Below are 16,364 nucleotides of genomic sequence, written 5' to 3'. Positions count from 1 at the left end.
CGCGCAATTGGTCATTCGTTCCACTCACGAGGTGAGACCATGCGAACCTTCGCAGCGCTCGCGCTCCCGCTCGCGCTCTTCGTCGCGGCGATCGCGCCCACGCACGCCCAGGACGCCGCGCCCGATCTCGCGACGATCACCCGCCGCCTCGACGAGCTCTATCGCTCGAGCGGCACCGTCGCGCGCATCGAGCTCACGATCGTCACGCCGCGCCAGACCCGCACCATGCGCATGCGCAGCTGGGCCCGCGGCACCGATCGCGCGCTCGTCGTCATCGAAGCGCCGGCGCGCGACGAGGGCACCGCCACGCTGCGCGTCGATCGCAACCTCTGGAACTACATGCCGCGCATCTCGCGCACGATCCGCGTGCCGCCCTCGATGATGCTCTCGAGCTGGATGGGCAGCGATCTCACGAACGACGATCTCACCCAGTCCACCTCGTACCGCACCGACTTCGACGGCACGGTCGTCGGTCGCAGCGAGCGGCCGCGCGGATGGCTCGTCCGCTACGACGCGCGCCCCGGCGTCGTCGGGCTGTGGCGACGCATCGAGTTCGTGGTGAGCGAGGACGGAACGCTCCCCCTCGAGGCGCGCCACTTCGATCGCCGCATGCAGCTCGCGCGCGTCATGCGCTTCGAGGACGTGCGCGAGCTCGACGGTCGTCGCATCCCGACCCGCACGGTCCTCGAGCCCCAGGATCGCGAGGGCCATCGCACCGAGATGCGCTACCTCGACATCGACTTCGACGCGCCGGTGCCCGAGAGCACGTTCTCGCTCACCCAGCTCGAGCAGCGCCGATGATCGACTCCACGACGCGCATCGCGTGGCGCAACCTCGGGCGCAGCCGGCGCCGCACCGCGCTCACGCTCGCGGCGATCGCGATCGCGCAGTGCGCGGTGCTGCTCTCGTTCGGGCTGCTCAACGCGCGCAACGACTGGACGATCGACGCGCTCACCGGCCCGCTGATGGGCCACGTGCAGGTGCACGCGCCCGGATGGCGCGAGGAGCAAGCGCCCGATCTCGTCATCGATCGCGCCGAAGAGCGCCTCGCTGCGCTGCGCGCGACCGAAGGTGTCGCCCAGGCCTACGCGCGGGTCTACGCACCGGCGCTCGCGGCGCGCGACGTCGACGGACACGCGGTGATCGTCGTCGGCGTCGACGTCGACGCGGAGTCCGCCGAGGGCGGTCTGCTCGCGGGCCTCCCCGACGATCGCCGTCCGCGTGGGCGCACCGTGCTGGTGGGATCGCTGCTCGCGCGCGACGCCGGCATCGAGGTCGGCGACGAGCTCGCCCTCGTCGGCTCGGGCGCCGACGGATCGCTCGCCAACGATCTCGTGACCGTCGCCGGCGTCCTCCACACGCCCTTCGATCTCGTGAACCGAACCGGCATCGTGATGCCGCTCGCGACCGCGCAGGAGACGTTCGCGATGCCCGACATGGCGCACGAGCTCACGATCCGCGGCACGGGATCGGGCGACGGCGCGGACCTGCTCGCGTCGTCGATCGCGGCGCTGCCCACGATGGACGAGCTCGAGGTGCTCCCGTGGCGCCAGCTCGCGCCCGAGATGACGGCGGTCCTCGACCAGGCCGACGTGTTCGGCACGTTCGTCCTGCTGATCGTGTTCGTCGCCGCGGCGGCGGGCGTCGCGAACACGATGCTCATGGCGACCTTCGAGCGACGGCGCGAGCTCGGCATGTTGCTCTCGCTCGGCACCACGCCGCTGCGCCTCGTGCGGATGATCCTCACCGAGGCGGTCGCGCTCGGCGTGCTCGGCGTGGCGATCGGCAGCGTGCTCGGCGGGCTGCTCGTCGCGTGGCAGGGCGCGGTGGGGATCCCGCTCGCGCCGGGCGCCGAGGAGTCGGTCGACATGGCGGTGTTCGGCGTGAATTTCTCGGGGTTCCTCTTCCCGTACCTCGACCCGAGCGACTACGTGCCGGGCTTCGTCGGCGTGACGATCGTGTCGATCGTCGCCGCGCTCTGGCCCGCGCTCTTCACCGCTCGGCTCGAGCCGATGGAGGCGATGCGCTCATGATCCGCTCGTCGGCCACGCGTTATGCGCTGCGCAGCCTGCGCCGGAACCTGCGGCGCACGCTGATCTCGATCTTCGGTCTCGCGTTCGGCGTCGGCGTCGGGCTCGTCGCGCTCTCGTGGGTCGGCGGCCAGGAGTCGATGAGCGTGAGCGCGATCGCGGGCGGCGGTCTCGGCCACCTGCGCATCGCACCGCGCGGATGGAACCAGCGCCGCGACGACGCGCTGCGGCTCGCAGCCGATCCCGACCTCCTCGCGCGCGTCCGCGCGACCGAGGGCGTCGCGGTCGCCACGCCCCGCGCCCGCGCATCGGGCCTGCTCGGGCTCGGCACCCGCAGCACCCACGTCTCGCTCACCGGCGTCGACCCGGAGACCGAGCCGCGCGCGCTGCGCTACGTGCAGCGCGTCGCCGAGGGACGCTATCTCGCGCCCGGCGAAGAGGGTGCGATCGTGCTCGGCCGCGCGATCGCGCAGCGTCTCCGCGCACGGCTCGAGGACGAGCTCGTCGTCACGGTGGTCGACGATCAGGGCGAGATGCAGAGCGCGCTGCTCGTGGTGGTCGGCATCGTCGAGACCGGCAGTCGCCCGATCGATCAGTCGATCGCCCACGTCGCGATCGCCGACGTCGAGCGGCTCTCGGGGCGCGAAGGGATCGCGGAGATCACGATCCTGCTCGACGACCTCGCGACGCTCGAAGCGACGCGCGCCGCGATCGCCGCCCCCGAGGGTAGCGAGGTGCTCTCGTGGCTCGAGATCTCCCCGGAATTCCGGGCGCGCCTGCAGAGCGGTCGCGCCTTCACCAACGTCGCGGTCGGGATCGTGCTGCTGGTCGTGCTCCTCGGCGTCGCGAGCGCGCAGCTCACCGGCGTGCTCGAGCGGCGCAAGGAGTTCGCGGTGCTCGCCGCGATCGGCATGCGCGGTGTGTCGCTGGTGCGCGTCGTCGTCACCGAAGGGCTCCTCCTCGGCACCCTCGGCGCGCTGCTCGCGCTCGCGTGGTCGGGCCCGATCCTCCATCGCTGGGCCGAAGACGGAATCGATCTCTCGTCGATGATGCCCAGCCGCGACGGGCTCGCGTTCGGCGGCGTGCTGATCGATCCGATCTACCACCCGGCGTTCGGCGCGTGGCTCGTGCCCACCGCGCTCTGTCTCTCGCTGATCGCGACGATCGTCGCGTCTCTCTACCCCGCCTGGTTCGCGTCGCGCACCGACCCGGCCTCTGCACTGCGAGTCGACCGATGACCCTCCTCGCCACTGCGACCGACGTCACCAAGACCTTCACCACCGGCGCGCTCGAGGTGCACGCGCTTCGCGGCGTGGACCTCGAGGTGCACGAGCGCGACTTCATGGCGCTCGTGGGCCCGAGCGGCAGCGGGAAGACCACGCTGCTCAACCTGCTCGGCGCGCTCGATCGCCCGACCCGCGGCGAGCTCGAGGTGCTCGGGCAGAAGCTCGGCACGCTGAGCAAGGCCGCGCGCGCGAAGCTGCGACTCGCGTCGCTGGGCTTCGTGTTCCAGGCCTACAACCTGGTCCCGGTGCTGACCGCCGCCGAGAACGTCGAGCTGATTCTCGAGCTGCAGGGCATGGGCGCGCGCGAGCGCCGCACGCGTGCGCTCGACGTGCTGCTCTCGCTCGGGCTCGGCGAGCTCGCGAACCGCCGCCCCAGCGAGATGAGCGGCGGACAGCAGCAGCGCGTCGCGGTCGCGCGCGCCGTCGCGTCGCGCCCCAAGCTCGTGCTCGCCGACGAGCCCACCGCGAACCTCGACGGCAAGAGCGCCGAGCAGCTCATGGTGCTGATGCGTCGCCTCCACGAGGAAGACGGCACCACGTTCGTCTTCAGCACCCACGATCCGCGCATCGTCGCGCACGCGACGCGCATCGTGAGCATGGAGGACGGGCGCATCGTGTCGGACGAGACGAAAGAGCGAGCCAGCGCAGCATGACGAAGTGGACCAAGGAGGTGCTCGAGAGCCGGTTCCGCCAGTACCTCGGGGACGAGGCCGACGACTCGCCCCAGGCGCGCAAGCGGCGCCGCATCCTGCGCGCCGCGCACGAGCTCTTCCTCGCGCAGGGTTATCGCAAGACCAGCATCGACGACGTCGCGCGCAAGGCCGAGGTCGCGAAGGGCACGGTCTACCTCTACTTCCCCAACAAGGGCGCGCTGCTCGAGGCCGCGATCGCGCTCGAGAAGCGCGGTCTGATGAAGCGCCTCGAGCCGCTCTTCGACGGATCGATCCCCAAGCGCGAGCGCCTGCTCCGCTACCTCGAGATCACGTTCACCAGCGGCCGCGACATGCCGCTCGTCGCGCGCATGCTGACCGGCGACAGCGAGCTCTGGGCGGCGCTCGAGGACATCGGCATGGACGCGATCACCCAGCGCCAGGCCGAGGGCGCGGAGTTCCTGATGGAGCTCATCGAGGACGCGGCGCCCGGCGTGCTGACCGACGAGCAGAAGCGCGAGCGCGCCGAGGTGATCATCGGCGTCGGGTTCTCGGCGGGCATGCTGCTGGACGAGCGCACGCGCAGTGGGCGCTCGCTCGACGCGTTCGTCCGCTCGCTCTCCGAGATGCTGACCTTCGGCGTCGCGGGGAAGCGAAAGCGATGAGGGGCCCAGCGGCGCTCGCGCTCGCGATCCTGCTCACCACGACGACCGCGCACGCGCGCGATCTCTTCGAGAGCGACGACGGCGAATTCCGCCTCGTGCTGCGAAGCTCGCTCAAGGGCAGCTGGCTCCTCGCGTTCCCCGCCGACGATCCCACCATCGACGAAGAGCCCGGCGGCGCTGCGCTGTTCCGACTGCGCTTCGAGCTCGGCGCGCGACTCGGCGAGTACCTCAGCGCGCAGGTCGCGTACGAGCACCGCGCGCTCGCCGCGTCGTCGACCGGCATCGGCTTCGGCCTCCTCCCCTCGGCCGCGACGCCCCCGTTCCGCCTCGCCGCGCTCGACTGGGCGATCGTCGACGATGCGCCCTCGTACGCGCATCGCCACGAGCTCGATCGCGCGTTCGTGTCGGTGCACCTGCCCTTCCTCGAGCTCACCGTCGGACGCCAGGCGATCGGCCTCGGCCGCGGCGTGATGTTCAGCGCGGTCGATCTCTTCGCGCCCTTCGCGCCCGCGGAGATCGATCGCGAGTGGCGCCGCGGCGTCGACGCGGTGCACGCCGAGCTGCGCATCCCCGAGATCAGCACCCTCTCCGGCGATCTGATCGCGGTGTTCGGCAGCGTCGAGAACGGCGAGCTCGAGAGCTGGTCGCTGATCGGTCGGCTCCGCGCGACGGTCGGCGACGTCGATGGCGAGCTCTTGGTCGGGCGTCGCGGCGAGGACACGTTCGTCGGCGGCGCACTGAGCGCGACGATCGGCGACGCCGAGGCGCACGGCGAGCTCGCGTTCTTCGGCACCGACGGCCGCGGCGTCGACGGCGGCCTCGCGGGCACCCGCGGCGTCGTGATGAAGGCGCTGATCGGCGGCTCGTACGTGATCGACGTGTGGCGCGGCCTGCGCGTCGCGCTCGAGTACCACTACTCGGGCTTCGGCATCGAAGACATCGGCGCCCGCCCCGACATCCTCGCCGACCCCGCGTTCCAAGCGCGCTTCCTCCGCGGCGACTCCCAGATCCTCGGTCGCCACGCGATCGCGCTCGCGCTCAACACCGAGCTCACCGACGAGCTCGCGGTGGGCACCTCGTGGCTGCAGAGCCCGGTCGACGGCTCGGGCATGGTCCTCACGTCGTTCACCTGGATCGCGAGCGACATGCTCACGCTGCTGCTCAACGGCTCGGTCCCCTTCGGCACCGCGCCCATCGCCGGCATCCCCCAGAGCGAGTGGGGCAGCAGCGCGATCACGGTGTTCCTCGGCGCGCGCATCTACGACTGACGCTCGCGAGCCGCACCGTGCTCGTGCTCGTCCCGCGTGCTCGTCCACGTGCCACCTGCGCGTGCTCGGCAACCCTGCCCATCCGTCGAGCACACCCTCTCCGCCGACGTTCTACCCTCTCCTCATGCGCCGCTCCCTCCTCGTCCTCGCCTTCCTCCTCACCGCCTGCGCGCAACACACCGCGACCACCCGCTCCACCTCTCCGACCATCGCGCCCGGCGGCGACACCACCGCGAGCGACGCGCCCTCCGATCCGCGCCTCCGCGCCGTCCTCGACGCTCACAACACGCGACGCGCCGAGCACTGCGCCGCGCCGCTCTCGTGGTCCGACGAGCTCGCGCGCACCGCGCAGTCGTGGGCCGACGATCTCGCGCGCCGCGGCTGCGCGTTCGAGCACAACCGCACCCCTTACGGCGAGAACCTCGCCGCGGGCACCACCGGCACCCTCTCGCCCCAGGCCGTCGTCGACATGTGGCACCGCGAGCGCGAGCGTTATCGCTTCCGCAACGGTCGCTTCTCCATGCAGACCGGCCACTTCACCCAGCTCGTGTGGCGCGGCACCGCGCGCGTCGGCTGCGGCACCACCACCTGCAACGGCATGGACGTCTGGGTCTGCAACTACGACCCGCCGGGCAACGTGCAGGGCCACTTCGACGAGAACGTGCTCCCCACGTCCTGCCGCTGATCACGCCTCGCGCATGCGATAGCCCACGCCCGGCTCGTTCAAGAGCCACTGCGGGCGCGCGGGATCGGTCTCCAGCTTCCGGCGCAGATGCGTCATGTAGACGCGCAGGTAGTGGGTCTGCGTCGCCGCGTCCGGGCCCCACACCTCGAGCAAGAGCTGGCGGTGCGTCAGCACCCGTCCCGCGCTCCGCGCGAGCGCGACCAGCAGTCGATGCTCGATCGGCGTCAGGTGCACCAGCGCGCCGCTGCGCCGCACCTCGTGTCGCGCGCGATCGATCGTGATCGGCCCCACCTCGATCAGCGAGTCCGACGTCGCGTCGCGCTCCGCCGCGTGCCGCAGCGCGACCCTCACCCGCGCGAGCAGCTCGGCGGTGCCGAACGGCTTCGTCAGGTAGTCGTCGGCGCCCTCGTCGAGCGCCGCGACCTTGTCCTGCTCGCGCCCTCGCGCCGAGATCACGATGATCGGCGCCGTCGCCCAGCTCCGCAGCTCGCGCATCAGCTCGAGCCCGTCGCGATCGGGCAGACCGAGATCGAGCAGCACGACCTCGGGCCGCTGCGCGCGCGTGAGCGCGAGCCCTTCCGCGGCATTGCGCGCCTCGACCGCGTCGTAGCCGTGGCTCGCGAGCGTCGCCCGCAACATCCGCCGCATCGACGGCTCGTCCTCGACCACCAGGATGCGCGCGCCCTTCACGCCGCGAGCTCCTCGGGCAGCGCGGGCGCGCCCTCGGGGCAGGGCAGCTCGACGCGGAACGACGCACCCCCGCTGCTCGCGCGCGACGCCACGATCGTCCCTCCGTGCGCCCTCACGATCCCGCGACAGATCGCGAGGCCCAGCCCCGCTCCGTCGGAGCTCGGATCGCCGCGCCAGAACTTCTCGAACACCAGCGACTCCGCGCCCGGCGGGATGCCCGGCCCGTCGTCCTCGACCTCCATCACCACCGAGTCGCTCGCGCGACGCGCCCGCACCGCGATGCGCGCGCCCGGCGGCGTGTACTTCGCCGCGTTCTCGAGCAGGTTCACCAGCGCCTGCTCCACGAGCACCGGATCGACCGGCACCAGCACGACCTCGGCGGGCAGATCCACCTCGACGCGATGCGCCGCGAGCCGCGCATCGAGCCGCGTCAGCGCCGCGGCGACGAGCTCGTCGACCGGCACCCACTCGCGCCGCACCTCGAGCGCGCCCGACTCCACGCGCGTCATGTCGAGCAGCTTCGTCACCAGCCGCTCGAGCCGCGACGCCTCGTCGCGGATCATCGTCGCCATCTCGCTCTTCGCGTCGGCGGAGAGCGACGTCTCGGGCCCGAGCAGCGCCGTCGCGGCGCCGGTGATCGTCGCGATCGGCGTGCGCAGATCGTGCGAGACGCAGCTCAGCAGCGAGCTCCGCATCTCCTCGGTCTGCGCGCGGAGCTGCGCGCGATGCGCCTCGTCCGCGAGCAGCACGCGCTCGAGCGCGAGCGCGATCGTCGCGGCCAGCGACTCGGCGCGCGCCCGCACGTCGCTCGTCCCGCGCACGCTCAACGTCGCCTCGACGCGCCCGCCCACCACCACCGGCACGCCGAGCGCTCCCTCCGGCACGTCCGCACCGGCCGGCACCAGCGACGCGTCGCCGTCGAGCACCGCGCTCGCGTGCTCCGCGACCACCGCGCGCACCGCGTCGCGATCGTCGGCGCCCGCGAGCGCGCGGCTCAGCGCGTAGAGCGCCCGCGCCTCCGCCGACTGATCGCGCAGGCGGCTCGCGAGCGTGCTGATCAGCAGCCCCGCGCCGAAGAGCACGACGAACGTGATCGCGTGGCGCAGGTGCTCGACCGCGAACGTGTGCAGCGGCGGGACGAAGAAGAAGTCGAGGGTCGCGACCGCGAGGATCGACGCGAGCAGCGCCGGCCCGCGGCCCAGCAGCGTGCCCACCACCGCGATCGCCGCGAGGTGCAGCATCGCGAGGTCGGCGAGATCGACGTAGGGCGCGATCGCGGTGCCCATCGCGACCGCGATCGCCACCGCGCCCACCGCGCCGAGGTAGTCCCTCGCTCCGCGCTTCATTCCCCTAGCGTTCTTCGCCGCGACGCGCGTGTCACGCGTGCCTCGCGCAGCGTCGCCACTCCGAGCCGCACGATCACGATCAGCGCGACGAGCGCGATCCCGAGCACCGGGCCGGACACCGCGACGCCCAGCACGACCGCGACCAGCGGGATCGAGAACCCGATCAGCGCGACCGCGAGCACGACCAGCGCTTCGCGATCGAGCGTCGTGGGCTCCCGCGCGCCCGGAGCGCGCGTGCGGTACGGACCTCCGTGCATGCTCGCCGCGCGGATCCTCCCTCGCGCGCCGCTAAATCGCCGTCGAAACGGCGCTAAGAACGCATCAAGGCGCGTCCTGCGGCGAGCACTAGGCTGCGCGCCCGATGTCGATCGCGAGCGAGACCAGCGCGGAACGGGCGGACGTGCAGCCCGCGCCGCACGGCCCGCAGGCCAACGTGCTCAAGCTCGCGATCGCCGCCCTCGGCGTCGTCTACGGAGACATCGGCACCTCGCCGCTCTACGCGATGCGCGAGTCGTTCCACGCGTCGTACGGCATCGCGCCGACCGAGGCGAACGTGCTCGGCATCCTCTCGCTCTTCTTCTGGGCGCTGACGCTGGTCGTCGTGGTGAAGTACCTGGTCTTCGTCACCCGCGCCGACAACCACGGCGAGGGCGGCATCCTCGCGCTGCTCGCGCTGATCGTGCCGGCCGGCAGCAAGCACACCGGATGGCTCGTGCTCGCGGGCCTCTTCGGCGCGGCGCTGCTCTACGCCGACGGCATGCTCACCCCCGCGATCTCCGTGGTCTCGGCGGTCGAGGGCATCGAGAACGTCGAGGGCGTCGGGCACGTGCTGCGCCCCTACGTCGTCCCGATCTCGATCGTCATCCTCGTGCTGCTCTTCCTGCAGCAGAGCCGCGGCACCGCGAAGGTCGGCGCGGTGTTCGGGCCGGTGGTCGCGCTGTGGTTCGTCGTGATCGGCGCCGCGGGCGCGGTGCACATCGTGGGGCACCCCTCGATCCTCGCCGCGGTCTCGCCCCACCACGCGATCGCGTTCCTGCTCTCGGGCCACGGCAGCGGGTTCTGGGTGCTGGGCAGCGTCGTGCTCTGCATCACCGGCGGCGAGGCGCTCTACGCCGACATGGGGCACTTCGGGCGCAAGCCGATCATGAGCGCGTGGGTCGCGCTCGCGTTCCCCGCGCTGCTGCTCAACTACTTCGGACAGGGCGCGCTGCTGCTCGACGACCCGAGCGCGATCGAGGCGCCCTTCTTCCGCCTGGTCGGGCCCGCGCTCCGCGTGCCGCTCGTGCTCCTCGCGACCGCGGCGACGGTGATCGCGTCGCAGGCGCTGATCTCGGGCGCGTTCTCGCTGACGCGGCAGGCGATCCAGCTCGGCTATCTGCCGCGCATGGAGGTGCGCCACACCTCGAGCGAGGCCGAGGGACAGATCTACGTCCCCGAGATCAACCGCTTGTTGATGATCGCGTGCATCGTGATCGTCCTCGTGTTCCAGAGCTCGTCGAACATGGCCGCTGCGTACGGCATCGCGGTGACGGGCACGATGACCATCACCACGCTGCTCTTCTTCACGGTGGTGAAGCGGTGGTGGGGCACGCCGCGCGCGGTGCTCGTGTGCGGCGGGATGTTGATCGTCGACCTCGCGTTCTTCGTCGCGAACGTCGAGAAGCTGCAGACCGGCGGGTGGATCCCGCTGGTGGTCGCGGGCGTGCTGCTCGCGGTGATGACGACCTGGAAGCGCGGTCGCGATCGCGTCGCCGAGTTCCTCCGCGGTCGCTCGAAGCCGCTCGACGCGCTGCTCGTCGATCTCGACACCCGCAAGTACGCGCGGGTCCCCGGCACCGCGGTGTTCATGACGTCGACCCCGGGCGGCAGCCCGCCGGTGCTGCTGCACCACCTCAAGCACAACAAGGTGCTGCACGAGCAGCTCGTGCTGCTGCGCATCGTGACCGACGACGTCCCGCACGTGCCGCGCGCCGATCGTGTCGAGGTCGAGCGCATGCGCGATGGCGTGTTCCGCGTCACCGCGCACTACGGCTTCATGCAGTCGCCGCGGGTCACCGAGATCCTGCGCGCCTGCGCGAGCCGAGGCCTGCACACCCGTCCCGAGGACACGAGCTTCTTCCTCGGCCGCGAGAAGCTCGTCGTGACCGCGAGCCCGGGCCTCGCCGCATGGCGCAAGTCGGTCTTCGCGTTCCTCTCGCGCAACGCCCGCGCCCCCACCGACTTCTTCAAGCTGCCGCCCGACCGGGTCGTCGAAGTGGGCATGCAGCTCGAGATCTGAGAATCCTGCTTCGGACGCGGTGATCGATGCATGCTCGGGGAGTGACCGCGCCCGCGCGTTACTTCCCGGTCGAGCCCACGCCGCTGCGCATGCAGGCGGGGCTGATCCGCTTCGGCACCGATCTCGGCAACGGCGCGCGCGATCGCCTGTTCTTCCAGATCGACGACGAGCGCCCGCGCTACCTCGCCGCCAAGCGCGCGTCGCCTCCGAGCCGCCACGTCATCGCGGGCGAGGACGCGATCGCGCAGCGAGCGCGCGACGCTGCGCTCGCCTGGATGCGCGACACCCTCGCCACCGAAGCGCCCGACGTGCTGCGCGAGGCCGACGCCGATCGCGACGCGCGTGATCCGCTCGAGGCGATCGCGCGCGCGGTGCAGGAAGATCTCGCGGTGCTCGAGCACGGCGGGGGCGAAGGTCGCGCGGTCGCGCTCGACGTGCGCTTCCCGAGCGGCTGGCGCCCCGAGCTGCTCGCGGGCGCGTCGTTCTCGCGCATCCACGCGCCGGTGCCCGGCTTCGCGAAGGACGATCGGGTCTCGCGCAGCATGGTCGCCTCGATGATCGGCCGCGGCCCCTACGTGCGCTTCGTGTGGACGCTCTCCGCCGACGACGCGCTCGATCACCATCCCGACGCCGGGCTGCGCCGCGGCTGGGACGACGCCGCGCGCGCCTGGTTGCGCGTCGAGCGACAGATCACGGTGCCGCTCGAGGGCGCGAGCGTGTTCCTCATCCGCACGTACCTCTACGACGTCGCGACGCTCGACGAAGCGCAGCGCGACGTGGTGCGCGAAGCGCTGCGCGTGATGCCGGAGGAGCTGCGCGACTACAAGAAGCTCCCCACCCTCGAGACCTTCGATCACGTGATCGGACGCTGAGACGGAGGAGTCCACGGCGTGGACTCGGAAGTCCACGTGCGTGGACTCGGAAGTCCACGCCGTGGACTCCGTCGTCCCGCACCTCGCGGGATAGAGTCGCGACATGAAGAAGGCGAAGAAGGCCGCGACCAAGAAGACCGTCACCGCGCCGAAGAAGAAGGCCACCAGCAAGAAGGACCTCTCGCTGATCGCCCGCACCGCGCGCGCCGCCGTGCAACGCAACAAGCAGAAGGGCGACGACGCGCTCGCGCTGATCGGCCGCAAGGTCGAGCAGATCGCCGAGGCGTTCTACGACATCGCGCTCGCGCTGCAGATCCTGCAACGCAAGGAGATCTACTCGGCGCTCGGCGCCAGCTCGTTCGCCGAGCTGGTCGAGAGTCGGACCTCGCTGTCGCGCTCGACGGCGTTCGAGCTGGTGCGCATCCCCGAGCACCTCTCGCGCGAGATGGCGGTGAAGCTCGGCTCGGAGCGCGCGCGCTCGGTGATCCAGCTCGTCGACGCGACGACCGCCGACGACCAGGCCGAGACCCTCGCGCGCACCGACGCATCGATCGAGGGCAAGCCGCTCTCGCAGCACACCGCGCGCAGCATCGAAGAAGCGGCGCGCGACGCACGCGTCCGCGGCACCAAGAAGCGTCCGTCGCGCCCCGGTGAGGACGAAGCGCGCGCGGCCGCGGCCCGCATCGAGGCGAAGCTCGAGAAGGCCTCGAAGAAGGAGCTCACGATCGTCCCCACCCGCCGCGCCGACGGCTGGTGGGTCCGCCTCGAGCTCCCCGCCGAGCTCCTCGATCGCGTCACGATCACGCCCCGCCGGTGAACGCGGCTTCCTGCGCTCACGCGGTCGAGAGCGCGATCGACTCCCGGCTCGCGCGTCCCCCGACACACTCCGCGAGGAACCTCCCGACGCTCCTGCGCGAGATGCTCGTCTTGCGCGCCTCGCCGCGCGCCGACGCGAACACCGTCTCCTCGCGCTCCGCGTCGGTGAGGTGCACCGGCTGCACGAGCACCCAGTCGAGCCCGCTCGCGCGGACCGCGCGCTCCTGCTCCTCGGTGTCCGCGATCTGATCGCGCAGCAACACGCGGAACAGCATCGCGTCGATCCAGCGCAGCCCATTCTTGGTCTCGCCGACGCCGTACGACGTCTGCACCACGAGCCGTCGCACGCCCTGCGCGCGCATCGCCGCGATCACGTTCTTGGTGCCCGCCGAGCGCACGTCGATCGGCGTGCCCGCGCTGCCGCGCAGCCGCACCAGCACCGCGTTCTCGCGGATCCCGAGCGTGACGATCACCGCGTCGTGCCCCACGACCGCGCGCTCGACGTCCTCGGCGTGCATCGCGTCCCCGACCGCGACGTGCAGCCCCGGTCGCGCCTCGATCAGCTCGGGCCTGCGCACGAACGCCGTCACCTCGTGCCCCGCGCGCAGGAGCGCATCGACCGCCGCACGTCCCGAGCCGCCCGTCGCGCCCACCACCAACACCTTCATCTCGTCCTCCTCGCGACGCGCCGTCGCATCGACACGGAGAACCTGGCCTCGCTGCGCGATCCGCGCCTTGACCGTGCGTCCACGCGACATGCCCGTTCGTCCACGGTCGCGCATGCTCGGGGCATGAAGGTCCGCGACGTGTTCGCGCCGATCGATCCCCTCGGCGATGCGCTGGGCTTCTTGCGGATGAGCGGCGTGTTCTGCTGTCGCTCCGAGCTCACCGCGTCGTGGGGTCTCGCGCTGCCGGCGATCGACGAGACCATGAGCTTCCACGTCGTGACCGCGGGCGGCGGATGGCTCGAGCTCGACGGCGAGCCTCCGCTGCGCCTCGAAGCGGGCGACCTCGCGCTCGTCCCGCACGATCGCGGCCATCGCCTGGTGAGCGAGCCCGGGGTGCGCGCGTATCGGATCGACGAGCTGCCGCACGAAGAGGTGCGCGAGCGCTACGCGTACCTGGTGCACGGCACCGGCGGCGCGCCGACGAGCCTCGTGTGCGGCTCGGTGCGCTTCGAGCACGAGAGCGCGCGTGTGCTGGTCGAGCTGCTGCCGCGGGTGATCCACGTGCGTGCGTCGAGCGCGCCGGAGCACGAGTGGATGCGCAGCACGATCGCGCTGCTCGCGAGCGAGGCGAAGGCGATGCGCCCCGGTGGCGAGACGATCCTCGCGCGGCTCGCCGACCTGCTGGTGGTGCACGCGATCCGCGACTGGATGGAGCGCGCGCCGCGCGAGCACGAGGGATGGATCGCGGGGCTGCGCGATCCCCAGATCGGACGCGCGCTCGCGCTGGTGCATCGCGACCCGTCGCGCCCGTGGACCCTCGAGACGCTGGCGCGCGCGGTCGGGATGTCGCGCTCCGCGTTCGCGGCGCGGTTCACCGAGCTGCTGGGCGAGCCGGCGATGACCTACGTCGCGCGATGGAGGATGCAGATCGCGCACGGCATGCTCGCGCGCGAGCGGGCGGGCCTGGGCGAGGTCGCGGGGAAGCTCGGCTATTCGTCGGAGGCCGCGTTCAGCAGAGCGTTCAAGCGCTATGTGGGAGTGTCTCCGGGCTCGCTGAAGCGCAGCTGACCCCCGTGCACGTCAGCGCTCCTTCGTCGAGCACCGCTCGAACGATCGCGCACGTCTTCGGGCCGTTCACGCATTCATCGTTCGACGTCCTCGCCGCATGTTCGTCCTGCGCCCGTCGTGGGCGCGGAGGAGAGCATCGAGATGCGCGTCTTCGTCACCGGAGGAACCGGGTTCGTGGGCACCGGCGTGGTGCGTGAGCTGCTCGCGGCGGGGCACACCGTGCGCGGCCTCGCGCGCAGCGACGCCGCCGCCGAGACGCTGCGCGCGGCAGGCGCGAGCCCGGTGCGCGGCGACCTCGCGGACCTCGGCACGCTGCGCACCGCGGCGACCGAGGCCGACGCAGTGGTCCACTGCGGCTTCATCCACGACTTCGCGAGCTTCGCGGAGTCGGTGCGGGTCGACCACGCCGCGATCGAGGCGCTGATCGAGGGCCTCGCGCAGCAGCCCGCCGGCACGAGCAAGGTCCTCGTGTCCACCTCGGGCGTCGCCGGCCTGCCCGCCGGGCGCGTGACGACCGAGCACGACGACGTCGCGCCCAGCTCGCCGCGCCAGCCCGCCGAGGTCCTGGTGCGCGGCGCGGCGCAGCGCGGCGTCCGCTCCGTGGTGCTGCGCCTGCCGCCGTCGGTGCACGGGCCCGGCGATCACGGCTTCGTCCCGGTGCTGATCGATCTCGCGCGACGCAGCGGCGTCTCGGCGCACCAGGGCGACGGCTCTCACTGCTGGCCTGCGGTGCACCGCGACGACGCCGCCGTGCTCTATCGGCTCGCGATCGAGCAGCTCGCCGCCGGGAGGGTGCCGGCCGGGAGCGCGCTGCACGCGGTCGGCGAGAGCGGGATCGAGATGCGCGCGATCGCCGCCGCGATCGGCGAGCGGCTCGGGCTCGGTGCGCCGGTCTCGCGCGGCGACGAGCACTTCGGCTGGTTCTCGCGGTTCGCGGCGCTCGACGTGCGGGCGTCGTCGGCGATCACGCGCGAGCTCACCGGGTGGTCCCCGATCGGGCCCGGGCTCCTCGAGGACATCCGCACCGTCTACGCGTGTTGAGCGAGCCGCGTCCTCCGAGCGATCGTGCTCCCGTGTCCCACGATCCCTTCTCCGACGTCCTGCGCCTCACCGACGCGAGCACCGTGGTGTCGGGCGGCCTTCGCGCGGGCGGCGCGTGGGCCGTGCACTTCCCGGCGCCCCACCGGATCAAGCTCTTCGCGGTCGCGAGGGGCCAGTGCTGGGTGCGCGTCGGCAAGCAGAAGCGCGCGACCAAGATGGAGGAAGGCGACGTCTTCCTCTTCCGCGGGCGCGAGGACTTCCTGGTCACGAGCAACCTCACCGCGAAGGTGACCAGCGCGCGCTCGCTCTACCGCGACGGACGGAGCGTCCCGACGATCGGCAACGGCGCCGACTGCTGGTTGATCGGCGGCATGGTGTCGCTCCACCCCGCAGGCAGCGCGCTGCTCACCGACGTGCTGCCCCCGCTCGTGCACGTGCGCGCGGCATCGCCCGAGGCCGCGGCGCTGCGCTGGCTCTTCGAGCAGATGATGCGCGAGCACGGCTCGACGCTGCCGGGCGCGGAGGTCGCGTGCGCGCAGCTCGCGCAGCTCGTGTTCGTGCACGTCATGCGGGCGCACCTCGCGAGCGCGGGCGCGCTGCCCTCGGGCTGGCTGCGCGCGGTGCGCGACGAGCGGATCGGCCCCGCGCTGCGCGCGATGCACGCCGAGCCGGGGCGCGGGTGGCGGCTCGCCGAGCTCGCGAAGATCGCCGCGATGTCGCGCACCAGCTTCGCGGTGCGCTTCAAGGCCGTCGCCGGCGTCGCGCCCCTCGAGTACCTCACGGAGTGGCGGATGCGCCTCGCGCAGAAGCGGCTCCGCGAGGACGACGCCTCGGTGCTCGAGCTCGCGACCTCGCTCGGCTATCGGTCCGAGAGCGCGTTCAGCAACGCGTTCAAGCGCGTCACCGGGCACGCGCCGCGGCACTACCGGCGCGCCGCGCGCGAGGGCCGCGCCGAGAGCGCGCTCGAGGCGGGCCCGCATACGCGCGCGAGCGCGTGAGCC

Annotated in this window: 17 protein-coding genes; 13 read left to right on the top strand and 4 right to left on the bottom strand. The window is 72.2% G+C overall.

Features of this window, described 5'->3' with window-relative positions:
* Positions 1-39: 39 nt before the first annotated feature.
* The 7 genes from I5071_RS37815 to I5071_RS37785 all read left to right on the top strand — a co-directional run bounded on the left by I5071_RS37815 (position 40) and on the right by I5071_RS37785 (position 6,584).
* On the top strand, positions 40-801 hold the full coding sequence (locus I5071_RS37815) for an outer membrane lipoprotein-sorting protein (RefSeq protein WP_236518237.1): 762 nt from the start codon (positions 40-42) through the stop codon (positions 799-801).
* Positions 798-2,033 (top strand): ABC transporter permease, encoded by a 1,236-nt coding sequence (locus tag I5071_RS37810; protein ID WP_236518236.1) that lies wholly within the window; start codon positions 798-800, stop codon positions 2,031-2,033. Before I5071_RS37815 ends, I5071_RS37810 begins: the two co-directional genes overlap by 4 nt.
* Entirely contained in the window at positions 2,030-3,268 is a 1,239-nt protein-coding gene (locus tag I5071_RS37805; RefSeq protein WP_236518235.1) for an ABC transporter permease, read from the top strand. Before I5071_RS37810 ends, I5071_RS37805 begins: the two co-directional genes overlap by 4 nt.
* Positions 3,265-3,969: an ABC transporter ATP-binding protein gene (locus I5071_RS37800; RefSeq protein WP_236518234.1), complete on the top strand. Its 705-nt coding sequence runs from the start codon at positions 3,265-3,267 to the stop codon at positions 3,967-3,969. The genes I5071_RS37805 and I5071_RS37800 overlap by 4 nt, the downstream gene beginning before the upstream one ends.
* Positions 3,966-4,631: a TetR/AcrR family transcriptional regulator gene (locus I5071_RS37795; RefSeq protein WP_236518233.1), complete on the top strand. Its 666-nt coding sequence runs from the start codon at positions 3,966-3,968 to the stop codon at positions 4,629-4,631. The genes I5071_RS37800 and I5071_RS37795 overlap by 4 nt, the downstream gene beginning before the upstream one ends.
* Positions 4,628-5,899, top strand: a complete 1,272-nt coding sequence (locus I5071_RS37790) for a hypothetical protein (protein WP_236518232.1) — start codon at positions 4,628-4,630, stop codon at positions 5,897-5,899. Before I5071_RS37795 ends, I5071_RS37790 begins: the two co-directional genes overlap by 4 nt.
* A gap of 124 nt (positions 5,900-6,023) precedes the next feature.
* Entirely contained in the window at positions 6,024-6,584 is a 561-nt protein-coding gene (locus tag I5071_RS37785) for a CAP family protein (RefSeq protein WP_236518231.1), read from the top strand.
* Here the strand turns inward: I5071_RS37785 and I5071_RS37780 are convergent, their stop codons facing one another.
* From I5071_RS37780 to I5071_RS37770, 3 genes are read right to left on the bottom strand one after another with little or no spacing between them, the layout of a single operon-like run.
* Positions 6,585-7,232 carry a response regulator gene (locus I5071_RS37780; protein WP_236607719.1) on the bottom strand — a complete coding sequence of 216 codons (648 nt, stop codon included), beginning with the start codon at positions 7,230-7,232 and terminating at the stop codon, positions 6,585-6,587.
* A gap of 38 nt (positions 7,233-7,270) precedes the next feature.
* On the bottom strand, positions 7,271-8,620 hold the full coding sequence (locus I5071_RS37775) for an ATP-binding protein (RefSeq protein ID WP_236518230.1): 1,350 nt from the start codon (positions 8,618-8,620) through the stop codon (positions 7,271-7,273).
* Positions 8,617-8,877 carry a hypothetical protein gene (locus tag I5071_RS37770; protein WP_236518229.1) on the bottom strand — a complete coding sequence of 87 codons (261 nt, stop codon included), beginning with the start codon at positions 8,875-8,877 and terminating at the stop codon, positions 8,617-8,619. Before I5071_RS37770 ends, I5071_RS37775 begins: the two co-directional genes overlap by 4 nt.
* 104 nt (positions 8,878-8,981) lie before the next feature.
* Here I5071_RS37770 and I5071_RS37765 point away from each other — a divergent pair, with 104 nt between their 5' ends.
* From I5071_RS37765 to I5071_RS37755, 3 genes are all read left to right on the top strand, one after another.
* Positions 8,982-10,898, top strand: coding sequence for a potassium transporter Kup (locus I5071_RS37765; RefSeq protein WP_236518228.1), 1,917 nt, complete (start codon positions 8,982-8,984; stop codon positions 10,896-10,898).
* A 26-nt stretch (positions 10,899-10,924) separates the two neighbouring features.
* Complete coding sequence (locus tag I5071_RS37760) at positions 10,925-11,770, top strand: heme-dependent oxidative N-demethylase subunit alpha family protein (RefSeq protein ID WP_236518227.1); 846 nt, start codon at positions 10,925-10,927, stop codon at positions 11,768-11,770.
* 103 nt (positions 11,771-11,873) lie between these two features.
* Positions 11,874-12,587, top strand: a complete 714-nt coding sequence (locus I5071_RS37755; protein WP_236518226.1) for a hypothetical protein — start codon at positions 11,874-11,876, stop codon at positions 12,585-12,587.
* A 16-nt stretch (positions 12,588-12,603) separates the two neighbouring features.
* Here I5071_RS37755 and I5071_RS37750 read toward each other — a convergent pair whose 3' ends face one another.
* The gene (locus I5071_RS37750) at positions 12,604-13,254 is read right to left on the bottom strand and encodes an NAD(P)-dependent oxidoreductase (protein WP_236518225.1); all 651 of its coding nucleotides are present in this window, start codon (positions 13,252-13,254) and stop codon (positions 12,604-12,606) included.
* A 123-nt stretch (positions 13,255-13,377) separates the two neighbouring features.
* Between I5071_RS37750 and I5071_RS37745 the strand changes: the two genes are divergently transcribed.
* From I5071_RS37745 to I5071_RS37735, 3 genes are all read left to right on the top strand, one after another.
* Positions 13,378-14,322 carry an AraC family transcriptional regulator gene (locus I5071_RS37745; RefSeq protein ID WP_236518224.1) on the top strand — a complete coding sequence of 315 codons (945 nt, stop codon included), beginning with the start codon at positions 13,378-13,380 and terminating at the stop codon, positions 14,320-14,322.
* Between the two features lie 141 nt (positions 14,323-14,463).
* The gene (locus I5071_RS37740) at positions 14,464-15,363 is read left to right on the top strand and encodes an SDR family oxidoreductase (protein ID WP_236518223.1); all 900 of its coding nucleotides are present in this window, start codon (positions 14,464-14,466) and stop codon (positions 15,361-15,363) included.
* Positions 15,364-15,395: 32 nt separating this feature from the next.
* Positions 15,396-16,361, top strand: a complete 966-nt coding sequence (locus I5071_RS37735) for an AraC family transcriptional regulator (protein WP_236518222.1) — start codon at positions 15,396-15,398, stop codon at positions 16,359-16,361.
* Positions 16,362-16,364: the final 3 nt, after the last annotated feature.

It is taken from the genome of Sandaracinus amylolyticus (genome assembly GCF_021631985.1).
Taxonomy (GTDB): Bacteria; Myxococcota_A; Polyangia; order Polyangiales; family Sandaracinaceae; genus Sandaracinus; species Sandaracinus amylolyticus_A.
The sequence above is the reverse complement of the archived record's forward strand: the minus strand, read 5'-3'. Positions and strand labels throughout refer to the sequence as shown.